Here is a 17,870-nt window from a genome sequence, read left to right on the forward strand (position 1 = left end):
ATGTGGGTGCAGTACGACGCGACCCCGGCGCCGCCGACATCGTGATCGACGATGATGAGGCGTCATAGGTGCCGCGCTGTCCGGAGAACGCGACGACGCCGTCGGTGACCGCAAGGATCGGCGTGACCGCTAGAGCCACTAGGTCGCTGCCGGCATGAAATCTCGACTCGCCTGTTCATTCGTGGGGTGTCGCGGCGCATCTCAGCCTTGCGAGAGTGCGGCGCAGGTGTCGCGGCGGGGGCCGAAGTCGTGGAGGTAGGTCTCCCACTCGTCCTGCGTGAGCTCCCGCCCCGCCAGTCGGCACGCCGCGCGGAAGTGGTCTTCCGGGTCGAGGGACCATTGCACGACGCCCTCCGCCGCATTCAGGACGAAGGCCGCGCCATCCGGGGCGAGGTAGCCGCCCACCGTGTTCGGGGCATCGGCCTGCAGGCGGTCGCCGAGCCGCGCCCCGGCGGCGAGGTCGTACACGGCAACGGACTGGTCGCGCGCGGCCACGAGCAGCGTGCCACCGTCATTGGACGCCGTGAGCGCGAGGGCCGCCGCGCGGGTTCGGGGCAGAGTGCCCTCGGCCGTGAGGTCGTCGAGCCGGTACCGGGTGAGGCGCTGCGGGCCAGAGCCGATGAGCTCGTCGCCGGCGATCTCGGTGCCCAGGTCGCCGGGCGGTCCCTCGGCGACGGGCTCGCCCGTTTGGCCGTCGAAGATCCTCGTCGCGAAGCCGGACCCGTCCGCCGCGACGTATGTGACGGCGACCCGGGAGCCGTCGAGGGTGTCGCTCACAACGAGGCCACGGCCCGGCACCACGAAGGTGGTGTCGAGGCGATGACCCGTGGTCGGGTCGACCGTGTACACGTCGCCATCGGTGATCGGGACATACAGGCGCTCCCCGTCGCGGCTCGCGGTCGGGTTGCGCCAGTCCTCCGCGGCCCAGTCGGCGATGCGCCGCTGCCCGGTCGCGACATCCAGCACCCCGAACCGCCCGTCTCGATTGGCCTCGAGCAGGGCGCCGTCGCCGGCCCAGAAGTACTCCGTGCCGTCGACGAGGTCGAGGTTGAGTGGCGCCTCCGCGGAGAGGTCCCAGATCACGGTGTCGCCGCCGACCGACTCGAGGTGTGGCGCGTCCGGCCGCGTCGAGGTCATCAGGTATCGTCCGGAGGGGTCGAAGCCGGCGCCCACGGCGAGGCGCCCGCCCACGACGAGATCGGAGGCGGGGCCGGATCCGTCTACGCGCCAGCGCACGATCACGGGTGCCTGCGCAGCGTAGGCGATCACCTCCGTGCCGTCGTCGCTCAACTCGAGCTTCGCGATCGCATCGACCTGCGGCTCGATCCGCCGCCCCGTCGGCAGCCCGGTGCGCAGGTCGCGTTCCTCGATGAGCCCGGAGTCACTCGCGCAGAAGAAGCGGTCGTTTTCGGCGTCGACCACGAGCCTGAGGCACTGCCAGTCCTCGAGGAGTGCGAAGTCGCGCTCCCAGAGCACCGCACCGCTCGCGAGGTCTAGCGCGGCGAGGCCGTACGGGCCCGAGGAGACGGCGATCCCGCCGTCCGTCGCCAGGGTCTGCGTCGTCGCGCCGACGGAGACGTCGGCCCCTCGCACCACGCGCCGCGAGACGAGGTCGACGAGCTCAATTCGCCCCGGCGTCGAGACGACGAGCATCCCGTCGGCCGTGACTGCGGCCCTCGTCCAGACGTCGTCGCCGACGGGTGCCCGGAACCCCGCGATGGTCGCTGGGGCGTCGGCACGGCCTGTTGCGGGATCAAGCACGGTCAGGATGCCGCTTGCGGTCTCTATCGCGGCGAAGCGGCCGTCGGCGAGCCAGCCGGCACCGTCGGTCGTCTGCGTCACGGCGACGGGGCCGGTCGTCGCGAAAGTCTGGAGATCGACGAACGCCGCGCCAGCGGCGTCCTCCGTGGCACCGACGACGACGGCGTACCGGCCGTCCGGCCGGATGCCGACGTACGGCGCGTACGCGCCTGCGGACACGGGAAGGTCGACCTCGTGGGCCTCCGCGCCGGTCTCGACGTCGATGATCGCTGCCGAGCTGTGGTCACGCATGACGAAGGCCTCGTCCGTCCCGGGGATCAGGCCGCCGGCGACGCCGTCCGATGCGCCCTCGACGTAGGTGCTTCCGATGTAGCCGCCCGCCGCGGTCATCGACCCCATGAGCGCGATCCGGCTCCGCGGGTCGTCGGGCGCGCGGCGGTAGAGCTCGGCCGCGAGCAGCGCCGCGACGTCGCGATCGCTCGACCGCGACGCGAGCGACGTGCTCATGAGCGCCTCGAGCGCGGCATCGTCGGCGCTCCGCCTCGCCTCCGCCGACGTCGAGGTCGCGACTCCCGCCGCGATCGCCGCCACGACGAACGCGGCCGTCGCGCCCACGAGCGCGGCGCGGAGCGTGCGCCCCTGCCTGACCTCCCGCGCGGCTCGAGCCTCGAGGACGCCGAGCTCCGTCCGGGCGGCGAGCGCGGAGGCGTCGAGGAACCCGGCCTCCACGGGCGTAAGGTCGGGGGTCGTCCGTTCCCGCCACTCGATCGCGGTCTGGAGGCGGGCGCCGCGGTAGAGATCCTCGGGGGAGCGGCCGCCCGCATTCCACTCCTCGGCGGCCGCGACGAGGCCGCCGAGCACGCGCGCGCCCTCCGCATCCTCGTCGAGCCAGCCGGCTAGGCGCGGCCAGGCCTCCGCGATCGCCTCGTGCGCCACGGCGATCGAGTCGGACTCCGCGGTCACGAGGCGCGCGCGCTCCAGTCGGTCGATGAGCGCGTCGCGCGCAGCGTCTTCCCGAAGCGGCGGCGTCAGCATCCGGCGCCGCACGGCCTGTCCGTCCGGACCACGGCTGACCAGCCGCAGGAAGGTCGCCCGGCAGAGCTCGCGCTCCGAGGCATCCAGCGATCGGTAGAGGCGGTCGGCGGACTGCGCGATCGCTCCGACGATGCCACCGGATGCTTCATAAGCGCCGACCGTGAGCGTGCGGCCCTCGCGTCGCAGCCACGCCTCGACGAGCGCGTGGGAGAGGTGGGGGAGGGCGGCGGGCTGGCCGCTCGCGTCGCGCAGGATGAGTTCGGCGAGCCCGGACTCGAGGCGCAGGCCGGCGACACGCGCGGGTTCCTCGATCGCACGCCTCAGCGCCTCGCGGCTCATCGGGCCGATGAGCGTGACGCCATTCACGAGGAGCGGTTCGAGGGCCGGCGTGGAGGCGATCCGGTCGAGGAAGTCGCTGCGGACGGTCGCGACGAGCGGAACGCCGGCGGACGCCGCGGCGCCGAGGGCCGTGGTGAACGCCCCGGCGTCCGCGTCGCCGAGGGCGAACGCCTCCTCGAGCTGGTCGACGACCACGATCGCGCCGTCGCCGGCTTCCACGGCCAGGGTCATGGCGACCACGCCCAGGGCGTCCGGGCGGATGACCTGGACGTCGCGTGCGCGCCGCCGCAGTTCGGGCACGAGGCCCGCGAGGACGGTGGAGGACTTGCCCGACCCCGACGCTCCGGCCACGACGACGGGCGGCGCTGCGCCGAGCCGTTCGAGGAGGGCGGCGATCTCGGCCTCGCGTCCGAAGAAGAACTCCGCGTCACCCACGGCGTAGGCCGCGAGACCGCGGTACGGGCACGTGTCGTTCGCGCGCGGCGGTACCGGCGCGGGATCGAGGGCGGGATCCTGGCGCAGCATGGCCTGCTCGAGGTCGACAAGTTCGCGGCCCGGGTCGACGCCGAGCTCGTCGGCGAGCCGCTCGCGCGCGCTTCTGAGCGTCGCGAGGGCCTCAGCCTGCCGGCCGGAGCGGTAGTCCGCGAGGGCGAGGACGGCCCAGCGGTGCTCGCGCAGCGGCGCCTCGCGGAGCAGCCGCTCCGCGTCAGCGATGACGCTGCGATGCTCGCCGCATGCCAGTCGGGCATCGAGGAGCTCCTCCTCGGCCGAGCGTCGTAGTTCGGCGAGCCGGTCCGCCTCCGCCGTCGCGGGCTCCCACGAGGCGAGATCCGCGAACGCCCGTCCGTGCCAGAGTGCGAGGGCCCGGTCGAGGGCGTCGGCGGCGCGATCGGCCTCACCGTAGGCGGCGTGGGAGCGCGCCGCGGCAACAAGCCGCTCGAAGCGGCGGGCGTCGATGGATTCCGCATCAAGCCCGAGTGCGTAGCCCACCGCGTCGGTGCGTACGGCCCCTGCTCCGAGAGCTCGACGGATCTGCGCAATCGAGGTCTTGACCTGCTGTGCCCAGGTCGCCGGCGGCTCCGCGCCCCACACCGCGTCTGAGAGCGTCGCGGCGTCGATGCTCTCGGGCGCGCGGACGACGAGAGCCGCGAGCACGGATCGCTCGCGCGGGCTGAGCGACGCCTCGCCCGCGATGAGGGGCCCGAGCACCCGCACGTCCATGGCACGAGCATCCGCCCTTACGGACGCCCCCGTCAACGGTCCCGCGACCGACGAGTACCGGACGAGTACCGGACGCGGCGATGACGAGTACCGGCGCCCGCGACAGTGGGCTCATGCGAACCTCACCTCTCTCTCAGCACGGCGGCTCCCGCGAGCGGATGACCGCCGCGATCGCACTGCTCGCTCTCGTCTCGCTCACGGCCTGCACGCCGGCGGCCGACCTCTCGAACGCCGCGACGGAGGCGGCTCCCTCAGGCGCCGGGGCGCCGTCGCCCGAGGGGCTCGTCGCCTTCGGTGCCTCCACCACCGGAGAGCCCGACATCATGACGATCGCCCTCGACGGCAGCGGCCGCACGTCGGTGACCGACGACCCCGCGTTCGACGCCTGCCCGGCCTTCACCCCCGACGGTTCCACGATCCTCTTCTGCAGCGACCGCTCGGGCACGTACCAGGTCTGGGCGATAGGAGCGGATGGATCCGATCCGCGCCAGGTGACCGACATCGGCTCCGCCCTCTTCCCGGACGTCTCTCCCGACGGATCACTCGTCGCCTTCTGCGGACTCGCAGACGGGGAGCCCGAAGAGACGGAGGACCTCTGGGTCGTCGGCATCGATGGCTCCGACCCGCATCCGATCAGCGACACGCCTGGAGGATTCGACTGCTATCCGAGCTGGTCTCCCGACGGCTCGATGCTCGCGTTCGTGAGCGACCGCAGCGGCTCCCCGCAACTCTGGCTCGCCGCGGCCGACGGCTCCGACCCGCACGCACTGACGACGGATGCGGTCGATGTCACCCAGGTGCCCGACTGGAGCCCCGACGGCCGCACGATCGCCTACGCCGCAGCGGGAGACGTATGGCTCATCGAGGCCGACGGTACGGACCCGCATGCCATCACCGCCGACGACGTGCTGGAGTTCAGCCCGGCGTGGACTGGGGACGGCTCCGCGATCGTCTACCGGAAGGCGGCCGACGACCTCACCGAGCTGTGGATCATGGCGGCCGACGGCTCCGGAGCGCGGGTGCTCTCGGCCGAGCCCGCCGAGAACGCCTTCAAGCCCACGGTCTCGTGGTGAGCGATGCTGGCTGTGCAGATCCGGCGCGAGGCGCAAGATCGAGTACAAGCTGCGCATGCTCGGAGAGGTCCTTCCGTCGGTCCCAGATGAGCGCCTTTCGGAGTCGCTCCGGTCGAGATGACCCGAGCATCGTTACCTCCAATCTGATCAGCAGTAAAACGGAAGTCGGCATTTGATTCCTCAGTCGAATGACTCGAATCCTCGGGTCCCGCGAACCGAGATGACGCACGAACATAAGCGCGGGACGTGAAGGTACGAGAGTCACTTCACCCGGTCTAGGCCAGCTCGAGGGATGGGGCGAAGGCCGGGCCGTCCTCACCGTCAACGGACGGGGTCACACTGCCAGTGGTTTCCCGGCGGCCGCAGCTTGATATGCCCGCACCACGCGGCGACGAGTCGGTTGGCTATCTGGGCCGTTGCACGACGTCGAACATGTTGCCGTCCGGGTCGGTGAGGACGACATAGTCCGCGTCCTCTTCGTAGCGCCAGTCGACTCGGCTGGCACCGAGAGCGAGAAGCCGTGCGACCTCCTTCTGCTGATCATCGCTGTAGAGGTCGATGTGGTGTCGACGACGACCTTCTGGAGCAGTGTGGACTTCCATGATGGCGAGCTGCACCCCCGCTCCGCTGCGGGGAACGAGGACCGCCCAATCCCGGGAAGGCTCCTCCCTCGGCTCGTAATCGAGTGCCGCGCACCAGAAAGCGATCGCTCGCGAGACGTCGCGTGAGCCCCAAACGACTGATCCGATGGTTGTCTCCACAGTGACCTCTCCCGTGCGCCCAGTGACATCCGTATCCGAAGTCTCCCACCCGGGGACCTCACGGTTCCCTGCGCCACGGGCCGACTCGCCGGCGCCCCGAGCGCGGACATCGTCCGCAGGCCGTAACCGCGGGTCATGTTCGCTCCCGGCAACCGGTCGACCCCTACCATCGGTGCATGGTCGTCGCACTCGGAATCGCCGCTGGCCTCGTGGCGTTGACCGCTGCCCTCGGGCTCGTACTGCGCGCTCGCCAGGGCCGGGTGCGACACGCGGATGCCACGGCCGTGGTCGACCCTGCCGAGTTGAGCCCCACCGCCAGATTCGGCGAGAGCGCGACGCTTCTGCAGTTCTCCACGGAGTTCTGCTCCTCGTGTCCGCAGAGCCGCCGGGTGCTCGCTTCGGTCGCCGCGGCACGGCCCGGAGTCGTGCACCTCGACGTCGACCTCACCCACCGGCCCGATCTCGCCCGCCGCTTCGCGGTGCTCCAGACGCCGACGACCCTGCTCCTCGATAGACACGGAGTCGTGCACGCGCGCATCGGCGGGGCGCCGGCCGCACAGACCGTCACCACCCAGCTCGACCGACTCATCGGGGGCACCGCATGACCCACCCCACCTCCGCGACGGATGCGACCGCCCCTCGAGCCACCGCTCCTCAGGCCATCGACCCGCGCGGGCCCCGCTTCGGCGCCGCAATCACGGCAGTCCTCCTTCTCACCGACGTGGTGCTCGGCTTCGCGGGCCTCAACACCGCAGCACTCATCCTGCTGATCGTTATCGCACTCGTGTTCGCGTGGGGTGCGTTCGCCGGTGTGCAGCGGCATCCGTACGGCCTGCTCTTCAAGGCCGCCGTGCGCCCGCGGCTGAAGCCGCCGAGCGAGCTCGAAGACCCGCGTCCGCCCACGTTCGCGCAGCTGGTCGGGCTGATCGTGACGGGTGTCGGCGTCATCCTCGGGCTGTTCGGGCTCACGCTGGCCGTGCCGATCGCGGCCGCGCTCGCCTTTGTTGCTGCCTTCTTGAATGCCGCGTTCGCCTACTGCCTGGGCTGCCAGATCTACCTGCTGCTCCAGCGTCTGCGCCCCGTCTCGGCGTAGCGACGCCTGCCGACAACGCAGAGCGGCTCACGCCATGGCGGTCGACCGCACATACAGCACCGGTGCGGTCGGTCGAAGCGTTCTGGACAGTGCATCAGCGCCGGGCGTACTGTGAGCGCAGCGCGGGCACCCGGCTCAACGGCGGAACGACCCACCATGTAGCCCGAGAAGGACGAGGATCATGGACCTGACGACCGAGCCGGACCTCATCGGCATCTACTCGTCGCTCGGTCGACTCGACCCTCTGCTCAATGGCCTGATCGAAGAACATGGAACGCCGGACCCGTTCCTCTTCCCGGATGGCGGGCGCACCGCACACAGCAACTTCGCAGGGATGGTCATGCACATCCTCGCTCAGCAGATCGCCACGAAGGTGGCGCTCGTCCTGTACGACCGACTCGTCGAGGCGACCGGTGGCACACCGACTCCCGAGGCGGTGTTGCGCCTGGATGTCGAGGAGTTGAGGGCCATCGGCACCTCGCATTCGAAAGCCACCTACGTCCGGGCGCTCGCCGAAGCCGTGCAGTCCGGCCAGCTCGACATCGAGGGGCTGGAGTCCGTGGGGGACGCCGAAGCCGAAGCCGCACTGACCAGGGTCAAGGGAATCGGGCCCTGGAGTGCGGAGATGTTCCTCATCCACCAGCTACGGCGAGGCGACATCCTGCCGGCCGGCGACCTCGGAATCCGGGCCGCCGTACGTAACCTCGACTCGCTGGAGGCCGTGCCTTCCATCGACGCGGTGCGCGCCCGCGGCGAGGCGTGGGCGCCCTATCGGACATACGCGGCGGCGCTGCTGTGGCGGTCGCTCTCCGAGCCCGCGGCGCTCATCCACTGATGGGCGTACGGATCAGCTCACCATCTGCGACAGGATGATCGCCCCGAGAATCATCGAGCCGATGTTGAGGGCGATACCCACGAAGCTCACGATGATTCCGACGAGGGCCAGCGTGCGTGCCTGCGGTTCGCGCGACCGGGAGAGGAAGCCCAGCACCACCCCGACGATGCCGACGATGAGCCAGACGATCGGAAGGATCCAGCACAGCAGTACGCTCACGGCCCCCAGGATGACCGAGACGATCGCGAGTGTCTTCGTGGACGTGGTCTGGGCGGCATCGGTCATGGTGACTCCTCAAATCGGTGCCGGCCACGGTGGTCGGCTTCGTCACACTATCGGCGGGCAGCACGGTCGCGCCGAATCCATCCACAGGCCATTTCGGTCTGTGGACCCGGGCAGAGTCCCGCAACGACTAGCGGCGCTCCGGCAACACTCGGATCGCACCGTCGATCGGATGTCGGGGCGCACGCTCCAGCCAGCGGATGACGAGGCCGGCACCGACCAGCGCTGCAGCGAACTGGCTGGCGAGTGATTGAACGGTGCCGATCAGCGCGGTGCGACTTCAGGCGCCCGAACCGTCGATCGGCGGCGCGCTGTCGATGCAGCTCACGTCGCTGATCCACGCGTAGTCGTAGGTGTCGTTCCCGAAAGCGAAATTCAGCACCTCTCCGGCATCGACGTGAGTGCGGTACTCGGACCGGGTCTCCGCGGCAAGAGCGGAGTCGGCGTCGTTCGAGAAGGAGTAGCTCACTTCCATCTTCGAGCAGGCCGCTTCGGGGATCACGCTCATCTGCCAGCAGCCGTTGAGGAACTCGGGCAGGCAGAGGTTCGCGAGCCGGTTGTCGTTATAGATGTCCACCGCAGCCCGGGACGAGAAGCCGTTCTCGTCGGCGCTCCAATGCTGTACCGGCTCGAGATCCTCCTGCGCGGAATCGTCCGTGCCCGGCTCGCTCGCGGCCGGAGCAGCCGGACCAGCCGGTGCGCTGGCGTCCCCGGCCTGGCCCGAGCGCACGCCCTCGGCGAAGCCCGCCGCGAACGGCGGGATCACCGCGAACGCCCCGTAGACCACGACGAGTGCGAGCACGACGGACGCCGCGACGATGCCGATCACGACAACGGGTGAGAGGCGCTTCTTCGGCGCTGCCACGACGGGCGTGGGGGCCGGGAATCGGGAGAGGAGAAGCGCCCGGGCGTCGGACAGCGTGTTCATCCAACTCTCCGCCGCTGCCCGCCCCTCACCCTCCGGATAGAGACTCGGGTGACGGGCGGCCACCGCCTGCCGGTACGCGTGCTCGACGACCTCATGCGTGGGTGCGAGGTACCCGGGTACCTCGAGCACCCGATACGCGTCGCTGATCTCCATCGCGGCAGAGTATCGGTGCGCCCGTGCCGGCCGGTAGACCCCGTGCGGGTCGCGCCCTCAGCTGTCAGTGCCCCGATCCTCGGGCAGCGGGATCACCTCGTGCTCGGCTGGATCACGATCGACTCTATTCGGCCGCTCGACTGGCCAGGAATGCGAGCAGGTAGGTCCGCGAGTTCGCGTCGTCGATGGGAACGGCATCTGGCGCGCTCGCCCGTTGGAAGGCATCCGCCGCGGCCTGCTTGCTGCGCAGCGCCGCGTACATGAGGAGGTAGTCGCCGAACTGCACGTTGTAGCCGCCGGGGGTCGCCTCCTCGAGGTTGGCCGTCATGCGATCGACGTCGCCCACGAGGTAACCCGCGACGGGCGGCATGGGGATGAGCTGGATGCCGAACTTGGCGTTCGGGTCGGCGCTGAACCACGTGGAGTAGTCGCGTTTGATGCCCCAGTTGAGCGCGATCACGGAGTGCGCGTAGCCCGTGTAGACGGGCTGGGAGGCGTCGAATCCGATCCAGTACGCCTGCGCGGTGGCGGCCTCGTTGGCCAGCATCCAGCGCGCCTGCCCGGCGAGGCCGGCGTTCTTCGTCGCGTCGGCCCACAGTGCAAGGCCGTTCCACGCCGAGACCGCCTCCGAACTGGACTCCTGGTTGTTGCCGTCGCGGAAGGGCACGTAGCCCGACGCCCACGAGTGGCCCGCGTACAGATCGAAGACGCGGTGGCTCGGGAAGAACGAGCTGTCGGCGTCGGTGGCGAGATCGGCGGCGACGAGGTCCATCACCGGACGCAGGCGGTCGCTGAGCTTCGGGTCGTCGGCGACGGCGATTCCTGCCGCATAGAGCAGGTAGCCGTAGTGGAAGTGGTGGTCGTTGAACTCATCGGAACCGAAGGAGGCGACCTTCCCGACGATTCCCTTCACGTCCGGGTCGTAGACGAAGCACCGGGCCGTGGCCCTCCTGCAGCGGTCGACCGTGGTCCAGTCGCTGAGCGCGTCGACGAGGCGTTTGCGGGCGACGGCGGCGGCGTCCTTGTCGTGTAGTTGCACGGCGAGCTGCAGGAGGTTCGCCAGCCGGTAGAGCGCCTTGCCGCCGAAGTAGGTGTCGTCGGGCAGTTCGCTGGGCCGCGCGACGTCGGCCGCGAGTTGGGTGCGGAGCGTCTGCTTGGTCGTGTCGTCGACCGCCTTCAGAGACAGCGCGCCCGAGGGTTTCACGAGCGGGGCGCTCCACGTGAGCGTGCGTCCCGAGCACAACTGCGCAGTGCCGTAGACGGTCTCGTAGGTGCCGAGCGTGCAGTGGGCGGATGCCGGCGCGGTACGCGAAGCCTGCTGGTGGGGGAGCACGGCGATGAGGGTGTCCTTCGCATCCGCCGTCGCGAAGGCGAGCGTCGTGGTCGCGGCCTTCCGGGTGACCCCGTCGCTGCCGGAGACGCCCGTGACGGTGTTCGCCGACGCGGCGAGCTTCCCTGCGTCGCCGCCCGTGGGCACCGCGAACCAGCGCACGTCGTCGCCGCTCTTCAGGGTGAGGGTGCCGCCATCGACGGACCCCGTGGTGAGCATGCCGTAATCGCGGCCGGCGATCGTCGTCGTATAGAGGTCGCCCGAGGCGTGTTCCGGGGGGGTCCTCAAGCTGATCGTCGTCGATGCCTTCGCGGCGAAGGAGACGAGAGGTGAGCCTTCGGCGATCGTCACGGTCCCGAGTTGCGTGGCAGCGCCGTCCGTGAGCCCGATCGAGACGGACGCGTCGTCGTAGGCCACGACCTTCGAGGTGACCGTCGTCGGGAAGGCCGCGGACACGTCGAGGCTCGGACCGGCGGAGATGGTGTCGGCGCCGGTCACGACGGCCGGAACCCCGAAATCGAATCCGGCACCGGTCAGGCTGAACGACAGGGGCAGCGGGAACACGGGCTCGGGCTCGTCGCCGAAGACGAGCCCGGAGAACCAGCGGTTCGTCGGCGGGATGAGCCCCTTCGCGAGGCGGGCCGCAGGCATCGGGGTCACCGATTCGTGCGGCAGCTTCTTGATGGTGTCGGCGACAGCCGCATCGGGGAAGACGCCGGTACCGCTGTGCGGCTCGCTGGGATTCGGCCCGACGGTGCACGCGCTCACTCCGAGCAGCACGGCGCCGAGCACGACGGATGCGACGGCCGCACGGATGCGGGTCATACGCCGATCTGCTCCAGGAAGTCGAGCCACGCACCCCGGAGGCCGGCGAGCGGGCCTTCGTCTTTCAGGTGCAGCATCGCCGTGACCGGTGTGCCCGACATGACGAGGCCGCCCGCGGCGCCCATCTTCAGGTTCTTGCTGCCGATGGTGAGGTCGGCGTCCGCGCGCCCGTCGACGGTCGAGACCCGCACGTCGGTCACTTCACCTGCGAGGCGGGTGTGGTCGGGCAGGATGATGTCGGCTTTCGCGCCTTTCTCCACGCGTGCGAAGTTGTAGGGCTCGAGGTGGTACTCGGCCCGCACGTACATTCCCTCGCCGCGGTCGACGGTCGCAAGCGACTGGCCGGCGCCGACGAACGCGCCCACGCTCGCGTCGATCTTCGAGATGACCCCCGTCTCGGTGGCGAGGAGGGACAGCATCCCGTCGTCGGTGACCGTGTACGCGGTGCTCGTCGGCACGGTGATCGTCGTGCTCGCGAGCGCCTGCGTGAGCGTCGGGCTCTGGATCGTCATGAGCGGCTCGCCCTTGGTGACCTTCTCGCCCTGCTTCATGCTCTGCGCGACGACGATTCCGGGGTAGTCCGAGCCCACCGAGTACGAGAGCGCCTCGATGGAGGCGGATGCCGATGCCACCTGGCTCTCGCGCTGGTTGAGGATGATGGTCGCTGCCGCGACGATCACGACGATGACGACGAGGCCGACCAGGAGTCGAAGTCTGTTGATCCAGGTCATGCGATGCTCCGGTTGGGTGCGGCAACGGCGGCTGCGATCCGGATGCGGCGCGCCTGACGGTCCTGCACCTTCCCCACGTGCGATTCGCGGAACGCGGCGATGATGAACACGCCGATGACGATCGTGTTGGTCACGTTCCACGCGGTGGCGAGCGTGAGCGTGAGATGCCCGACGTCTTTCGCGATGGCAACGATCGAGGTCAGGAAGAGGAAGGCGAAGAGGAGCACCTGGGGGATCATGAAGTTGAACGGTGAGGAGCGCCGACCGCCGCCTCCCGTCACGTGCCACTTCTGTTCGCGCTGCGAGAAGACATTGATGAGCGCGGCGATGTAGATGGGGAACGATACCGTCGCGAGAACGAGCGTCTCGAAGCGGAACGACCCCATCGTGTGGAAGGCGAGCAGCATCTGCAGACCGTAGAAGCCGGCGTAGAAGAGGAACCACGTGAGCGGCGTAATGGTGAGGTTCACCGGGCGCAGGTCGAAGTAGATCTCGAGTGGGGGCACCATGAGCAGCAGAAACGGCGTGATGCCCGCGAAGTAGTGCGTTGCGGTGATCGTGTACTGCAGACGCTGGTCGAGCGTCAGATGCGTGCGCGGGCTGAGCGGGTTGCGCTGCATGAGGATCTCGAAGCCACCGGATGCCCAACGCATCTGCTGCTTCGTGTAGTCCTCGACCGTCTCGGGCGCATCGCCGATCGCGAGCGTGACCGGGATGTAGATGGAGCGCCATCCGCGTTCGTGCAATTCGAGCGAGGTCCAGACGTCTTCGGACTTGGAGTCGGTGTTCATACCGCCGATGTCCATGATCGCCTTGCGGCGGAACACGACGTTGGTGCCGACGCAGAACGCTGCGTTGAAGCGATTGCGGCCCGGCTGGATGAAGCGGTAGAAGACCGCCTGCATGAAGCCGGCGCCGCGGGAGACGAGGTTGTGCATGTTGCCGTACGCCTGCGGGGTCTGCACGAACGCGACGTCGTCGTCGATGAAGAACGGCATGGTCTCGTAGAGGAAGTCGGGTTTCGGCACGAAGTCGGCGTCGAAGATCGCGAAGTACTCGCCCTTGGCGACCGACATGGCGTGGTTGATGTTGCCGGCCTTGGCGCCGCCGCCCGACAAGCGCCGGATGTAGTTGGCGCCGAGATCTGCGGCCAGCGCGCGGATCGCATCCGACTTTCCATCGTCGAGGATCCACGTGGTGTGCTCACCGCGTATCGCGACCGCTGCCGTCGTCGTGGCGCGTACCTTCTCGATGTCTTCGCCGTACACCGTGATGAAGACGTCGACGTCGAGTCGCGTGTCGTTGACGAACATCGGCCAGTGCTCGGGGCTGGCGGTCGCGTTCTTCTGTTCGGTGAGGTCGCGATCGAAGAGACGTTCCTGCGCGTGATGGAACGTGAAGTCGCGCGGGTCACGGCCGCCGGCGAGGATCGTCCACATCGACACGAGCGCCTGCGAGACGAGCACGACTTCGGCGACGATGACGAGCGAGTACGGAAGCCAGTCGCCGCGGTTGCTCGGGTTGATCAAGAAGACTGTGTACGCGAGCACGCCGATCGTGGCGATGATCACGAACAGGCTCAGAGTGGGCGACTGGGCCGCCTTGTTCTCCGTGGCGCGCGCGAGCGGAGAGTCTTCAGAGCGGCGTGGGCCGCGGTAGAGCCGATCGGTGAGCGTGGGCATCGCAGTTCGCCTCCCGGCCTCTGAGTGGATGCCCCCAGTTCCGCACACTGTCGTCGCCGGCTCTAGGCGCTTGACACCTGACGCTCGACGTGCGCTCCGCCTCGAGCGTCCGTGATCAGGCCTCGAGCGGGTCGATGAGGCTCGGGTCTGCTGCGTCGATGCGGCGGTGGTTGTTCACCCTCGGGTCGACCTCGTACTCGGTGATCGTCGGGGCCACAAGGTCGGACTGGTGCGTCAGGAAATCCACCATTTCGGCCATTCCGGCCGGGTCGAGCTTGACCGGGTCGAGATAGCGGTCGATCGCGTCGGAGGTGAGGTACACCGGCATCCGGTCGTGGATCTCGCCCGAGGCATCCCGCGCCTCCCGCGTGATGATCGACGTCGAGACCTCCCACGACCCGTCGTCGATCTTCCTCGCCGTCGAGATGCCGGCTGCGGCCAGCATGCCGCCGTCGCCGTGCAAGAAGTGCGCGCGCTTGGAGCCGGGCTCGCCCGTCCACTCGTAGTACCCCTGCATCGGCACGATGCACCGGCCGGATGCGAAGGCGCCCTTCCAGAGGCCGTTCGTGGCCACCGTCTCGATGCGGGTGTTGAACTGCGGGCGTTTTGCCTCTTTCAGGAACGGCGGGTGGAAGTTCCAGATTGCCGGCTCGAGTCGACGACGCAGCTCACCCGTCTCGGCGTCGGCGCGCTCGCGGATGATGGGCACGACATCCGTCGGCGCGAGCGAATACAGCGGTTGCCACTCGGGGAATCGGTTCTCGGCGTCGAAGACGTCGGTGAGATCTTCCACCTTCTGGGAAACGACGAAACGTCCGCACATGAGGGCAACGCTACCCCGTGGGTCCGACAGCGCTCACGGCCGCGAGAACGCGGGCGTGCCCTCAGTGACTGCGGTGATCGACGAAGGCGGCTCGAGGTGCCCGGCGCGGCTTTCCGGGCACGCCCTCTGCCTCGAGCAGGCGCACCACGCGATACCGGTGCCCGCGCCAGGGCTCCATCGCTTCGATCATCTCGTCGTCGGTGAAGTCACGGCCGAAGAGGGCATGCCCGATGTAGTCCGAGAGGTGGTAGTCGCCGACGCTGAGGGCGTCCGCGTCGCCGAGGGCACGTTGTGCCACTTCGGCGGCCGTCCACACGCCGATGCCGGGAACGCTCATGAGCCGGCGCTGCGCCTCGGAGGCCGGCAGGTCGGCGAGTTGGTCGATGCTGTCCGCCACTCGGCAGGCGCGCACGATGGTCTGCGAGCGCTGCGGGTCGACGCCGGCCTTGTGCCACTCCCAGGAGGGGATGCGGCGGATCGCCTCCGCCGCCGGCACCACCCGCATGGGCCGTGGGGTGGGGCCGGGGGCAACGGATCCGAAGCGCAGAAGCAGGTGACGCCATGATGCGTTGGCCTGCAGGGTGATCACCTTCTGTTCCAGGATGGCCGGCACGAGCGCCTCCATCACCCGTCCGGTGCGAGGAACGCGCAGGCCGGTGAAGCGTCGGTGCGCGCGGCTGAGCACGGGGTGAACCGGCCGGAACGAGCTGGAGTCATCGCCCGAGCCGAGCATTCGGGGGGCGGATGCGACGGCATCGGCGGCTCCGGCGCCCCAGGCCTCGCAGAGGATGCGGTCGAGCCGATTCTGGGTGATGCGCAGCGTCGCCGGACCGGTGGGCATGAGGGTCGTGCGCCAGATGGCGCCGTCGGTTGCGACGAGCTGGGTGGGGTCGCCCGGCCCGCGGCGCAGGCGGGCGGTCGTGAGCCGCGCATCCGTCGGGTGCGGCGGCGCCCAGTCGAGCGCCGCATCCGTCTTCATGATTCCAGTGTGCGCTATCGCGCTGACAAAAGCGGGCGCGCCGGAAGGGGAGCCGCCTCACGGGGAACTCGGCGCTTATCGTCGAGCACGAGGGGAGGAGTTCGCATGCCACGCCGACGCCGGTTCGCTGCTGCCTCCTGCGTGCTCGTCGCCGTGCTCGCGAGCGTTCTCGTGCTCTCGGGGGCGCCGGCCGCCGACGCGGAAGACTATCCCTCGTGGGACGAGGTGCTCGCCGCGAAGGCCAGCGCTGCCGCCACGCAGACCGAGGTCGATCGCATCAACGCCTTCATCACCGACCTCACGGCGGAGGCGGCCCGACTGGGAAAGCAGACCATCGAGAAGGCCGCGGCGTACACGGTCGCCAAGGACGAGCTCGATGCCGCGACCGCGCGGTCGGACCGGCTGAACACCCTCTCGGCGCAGGCCGCGGCCGACGCGGACGCCGCGCATGAGCGCTACGGGCGCATCGTGGCCCAGCTCGTGCGCTCCTCTGCCGGCCAGAACCTCACCGTGCGGCTGATCCTCGACGGCACGAAGAGCGACCAGCTGCTGCGCAAGCTCGGGTCGATCGCAAAGCTCACCGAGCAGGCCTCCTCCCTCGAGGCGCGCGCCGAGGAACTGCGCAACCAATCCGACGCCCTCACCAAGCAGGCCGCTGTGGCCAAGGCGGAGTGCGACCGACTCGCCGCGATCGCCCAGGACGCGCTCGAGCAGGCTCAGGCGGCTGAGAAAGCCGCCGACGACAAGCTGGCCGAGCAGAAGGCGGCGAGCCAGACGCTCTACGCACAGCTCGCGACCCTCACGACGCAGGCGGCCGACGTGCAGCGACGCTATGACGAGGGGGAGGCCCAGAGGCGGGCGGCTGCTGCTGCCGCGGCGGCTGCGGCGGCCGCGGCGGCAGCGGCGAACAGCGCATCGTCGGGAACCATCTGGACCGGGGATGTCGTCGTCGATCCCGCCGGCGCGCAGGCATATGCGCGGGGAGCCATCGGCCGCTACGGCTGGGGAGCCGATCAGATGAGCTGCCTCGTGCGACTGTGGAACCAGGAGTCCGGCTGGCGGGCGAACGCCTACAACCGCTCGAGCGGGGCATACGGCATTCCGCAATCACTGCCGGCGGAGAAGATGGCCAGCGCCGGGGTGGACTGGCGCACCAACGGGAACACCCAGATCGATTGGGGGCTGAACTACATCGCAGGCCGCTACGGTTCGCCATGCGGCGCGTGGTCGCACGAGGTCGGCTACAACTGGTACTGATCCGCGAGCTGGTCCTGCACCGCGGCATCGCCGCGAAGCTCGCGCAGGCGCTGCACGATCCGGTCGGCCACTGCGGCATTCAGCGAGGCGCAGACGATGCTGTTCGCGCCGAGGGAGGCCAGCCCGCCGGCACGAACCCGGATGACCTCCCAGCCCACCTCCGCCAAGGCAGCGTCCTTCTCGCGGTCGGAGGCCTCCTTCAGTCCGCGGTGAGCCCGTCGGGAGCGGCCCGGGTCGTCGTATTCGATCGCCACGCGCAGCGCGGGGAGCACGATGTCGGGCCACACCTCCTGCTGCCCGTAGAACATGCGGTTGACGCGCACGGTGTTCACGCCCGCCGGCACGCGGATGCGTTCGGCGAGCAGCGCGCGCAGCCGCTGTTCGGTGTGGGAGGTGCGCGTACGCAGTCCCGCGTTCATGGACGCGACTCCGCCGTCGGAGGCCACCGTCGCCTCGGCGGCGTTGCGGATGCACTTCGGGCATCCGGGGCCGGTCAGCACGTCGATCACTGCGGCGGTGTAGCGGTCATGCCCGCGAGCGCAGACCCAGGTGTACTCGGCACCGACGCGCGTCTCGAACGCCAGGGCGGAACGGCAGGGTGCAGCAGCGCGTCTCAGTAGCTCCGCACGTGTGCGGTGGGTCTCGGAAATGAGCATGCACAGCGGGCACTGGCGCCGAAGCACGAGTATTCCCTCTGCGGCATCTGCGCCGTGTCCGCAGGCGAAGCGCACCGCTGTCATGTTCGTCCTCGCGTTCGTGGTG

General features: G+C 69.5%; 15 protein-coding genes. 5 read left to right on the forward strand and 10 right to left on the reverse strand.

Going from position 1 to position 17,870, the window contains the following annotated elements; genetic code table 11:
• Positions 1 to 201: 201 nt before the first annotated feature.
• Positions 202 to 4,356, reverse strand: coding sequence for an nSTAND1 domain-containing NTPase (locus WDJ51_RS04840; RefSeq protein WP_337851301.1), 4,155 nt, complete (start codon positions 4,354 to 4,356; stop codon positions 202 to 204).
• 113 nt (positions 4,357 to 4,469) lie between these two features.
• Between WDJ51_RS04840 and WDJ51_RS04845 the strand changes: the two genes are divergently transcribed.
• On the forward strand, positions 4,470 to 5,429 hold the full coding sequence (locus WDJ51_RS04845) for a TolB family protein (RefSeq protein WP_337851302.1): 960 nt from the start codon (positions 4,470 to 4,472) through the stop codon (positions 5,427 to 5,429).
• A gap of 404 nt (positions 5,430 to 5,833) precedes the next feature.
• On the opposite strand, the gene WDJ51_RS04850 is transcribed toward WDJ51_RS04845, so the two are convergent.
• Positions 5,834 to 6,379 (reverse strand): VOC family protein, encoded by a 546-nt coding sequence (locus tag WDJ51_RS04850; protein ID WP_337851303.1) that lies wholly within the window; start codon positions 6,377 to 6,379, stop codon positions 5,834 to 5,836.
• Here WDJ51_RS04850 and WDJ51_RS04855 point away from each other — a divergent pair.
• The 3 genes from WDJ51_RS04855 (at position 6,367) to WDJ51_RS04865 (ending at position 8,118) form a co-directional block, all read left to right on the forward strand.
• On the forward strand, positions 6,367 to 6,795 hold the full coding sequence (locus tag WDJ51_RS04855; protein WP_337851304.1) for a TlpA family protein disulfide reductase: 429 nt from the start codon (positions 6,367 to 6,369) through the stop codon (positions 6,793 to 6,795). The genes WDJ51_RS04850 and WDJ51_RS04855 overlap by 13 nt on opposite strands.
• Entirely contained in the window at positions 6,792 to 7,283 is a 492-nt protein-coding gene (locus tag WDJ51_RS04860; protein ID WP_337851305.1) for a DUF4395 domain-containing protein, read from the forward strand. Before WDJ51_RS04855 ends, WDJ51_RS04860 begins: the two co-directional genes overlap by 4 nt.
• 181 nt (positions 7,284 to 7,464) lie before the next feature.
• The gene (locus WDJ51_RS04865) at positions 7,465 to 8,118 is read left to right on the forward strand and encodes a DNA-3-methyladenine glycosylase family protein (protein WP_337851306.1); all 654 of its coding nucleotides are present in this window, start codon (positions 7,465 to 7,467) and stop codon (positions 8,116 to 8,118) included.
• A 12-nt stretch (positions 8,119 to 8,130) separates the two neighbouring features.
• Here the strand turns inward: WDJ51_RS04865 and WDJ51_RS04870 are convergent, their stop codons facing one another.
• The 7 genes from WDJ51_RS04870 to WDJ51_RS04900 form a co-directional block, all read right to left on the reverse strand.
• Positions 8,131 to 8,403, reverse strand: a complete 273-nt coding sequence (locus WDJ51_RS04870) for a hypothetical protein (RefSeq protein ID WP_337851307.1) — start codon at positions 8,401 to 8,403, stop codon at positions 8,131 to 8,133.
• A gap of 277 nt (positions 8,404 to 8,680) precedes the next feature.
• Positions 8,681 to 9,481, reverse strand: coding sequence for a hypothetical protein (locus WDJ51_RS04875; protein ID WP_337851308.1), 801 nt, complete (start codon positions 9,479 to 9,481; stop codon positions 8,681 to 8,683).
• A gap of 124 nt (positions 9,482 to 9,605) precedes the next feature.
• The gene (locus tag WDJ51_RS04880) at positions 9,606 to 11,636 is read right to left on the reverse strand and encodes a glycosyl hydrolase (RefSeq protein ID WP_337851309.1); all 2,031 of its coding nucleotides are present in this window, start codon (positions 11,634 to 11,636) and stop codon (positions 9,606 to 9,608) included.
• The gene (locus tag WDJ51_RS04885; RefSeq protein WP_337851310.1) at positions 11,633 to 12,367 is read right to left on the reverse strand and encodes an HlyD family efflux transporter periplasmic adaptor subunit; all 735 of its coding nucleotides are present in this window, start codon (positions 12,365 to 12,367) and stop codon (positions 11,633 to 11,635) included. Before WDJ51_RS04885 ends, WDJ51_RS04880 begins: the two co-directional genes overlap by 4 nt.
• Positions 12,364 to 14,049 (reverse strand): glycosyltransferase family 2 protein, encoded by a 1,686-nt coding sequence (locus WDJ51_RS04890; protein ID WP_337851311.1) that lies wholly within the window; start codon positions 14,047 to 14,049, stop codon positions 12,364 to 12,366. The genes WDJ51_RS04885 and WDJ51_RS04890 overlap by 4 nt, the downstream gene beginning before the upstream one ends.
• Before the next feature lie 115 nt (positions 14,050 to 14,164).
• Positions 14,165 to 14,872, reverse strand: coding sequence for an SOS response-associated peptidase (locus WDJ51_RS04895; protein WP_337851312.1), 708 nt, complete (start codon positions 14,870 to 14,872; stop codon positions 14,165 to 14,167).
• Between the two features lie 61 nt (positions 14,873 to 14,933).
• Positions 14,934 to 15,851 carry a DNA-3-methyladenine glycosylase family protein gene (locus WDJ51_RS04900; protein ID WP_337851313.1) on the reverse strand — a complete coding sequence of 306 codons (918 nt, stop codon included), beginning with the start codon at positions 15,849 to 15,851 and terminating at the stop codon, positions 14,934 to 14,936.
• A gap of 105 nt (positions 15,852 to 15,956) precedes the next feature.
• Between WDJ51_RS04900 and WDJ51_RS04905 the strand changes: the two genes are divergently transcribed.
• Positions 15,957 to 17,108 carry a coiled-coil domain-containing protein gene (locus tag WDJ51_RS04905; protein ID WP_337851314.1) on the forward strand — a complete coding sequence of 384 codons (1,152 nt, stop codon included), beginning with the start codon at positions 15,957 to 15,959 and terminating at the stop codon, positions 17,106 to 17,108.
• Here the strand turns inward: WDJ51_RS04905 and WDJ51_RS04910 are convergent.
• Complete coding sequence (locus WDJ51_RS04910; protein ID WP_337851315.1) at positions 17,093 to 17,848, reverse strand: hypothetical protein; 756 nt, start codon at positions 17,846 to 17,848, stop codon at positions 17,093 to 17,095. The genes WDJ51_RS04905 and WDJ51_RS04910 overlap by 16 nt on opposite strands.
• Positions 17,849 to 17,870 lie beyond the last annotated feature (22 nt).

It is taken from the genome of Rathayibacter sp. YIM 133350, assembly GCF_037404875.1.
In the GTDB taxonomy this organism is placed as follows: Bacteria; Actinomycetota; Actinomycetes; order Actinomycetales; family Microbacteriaceae; genus Orlajensenia.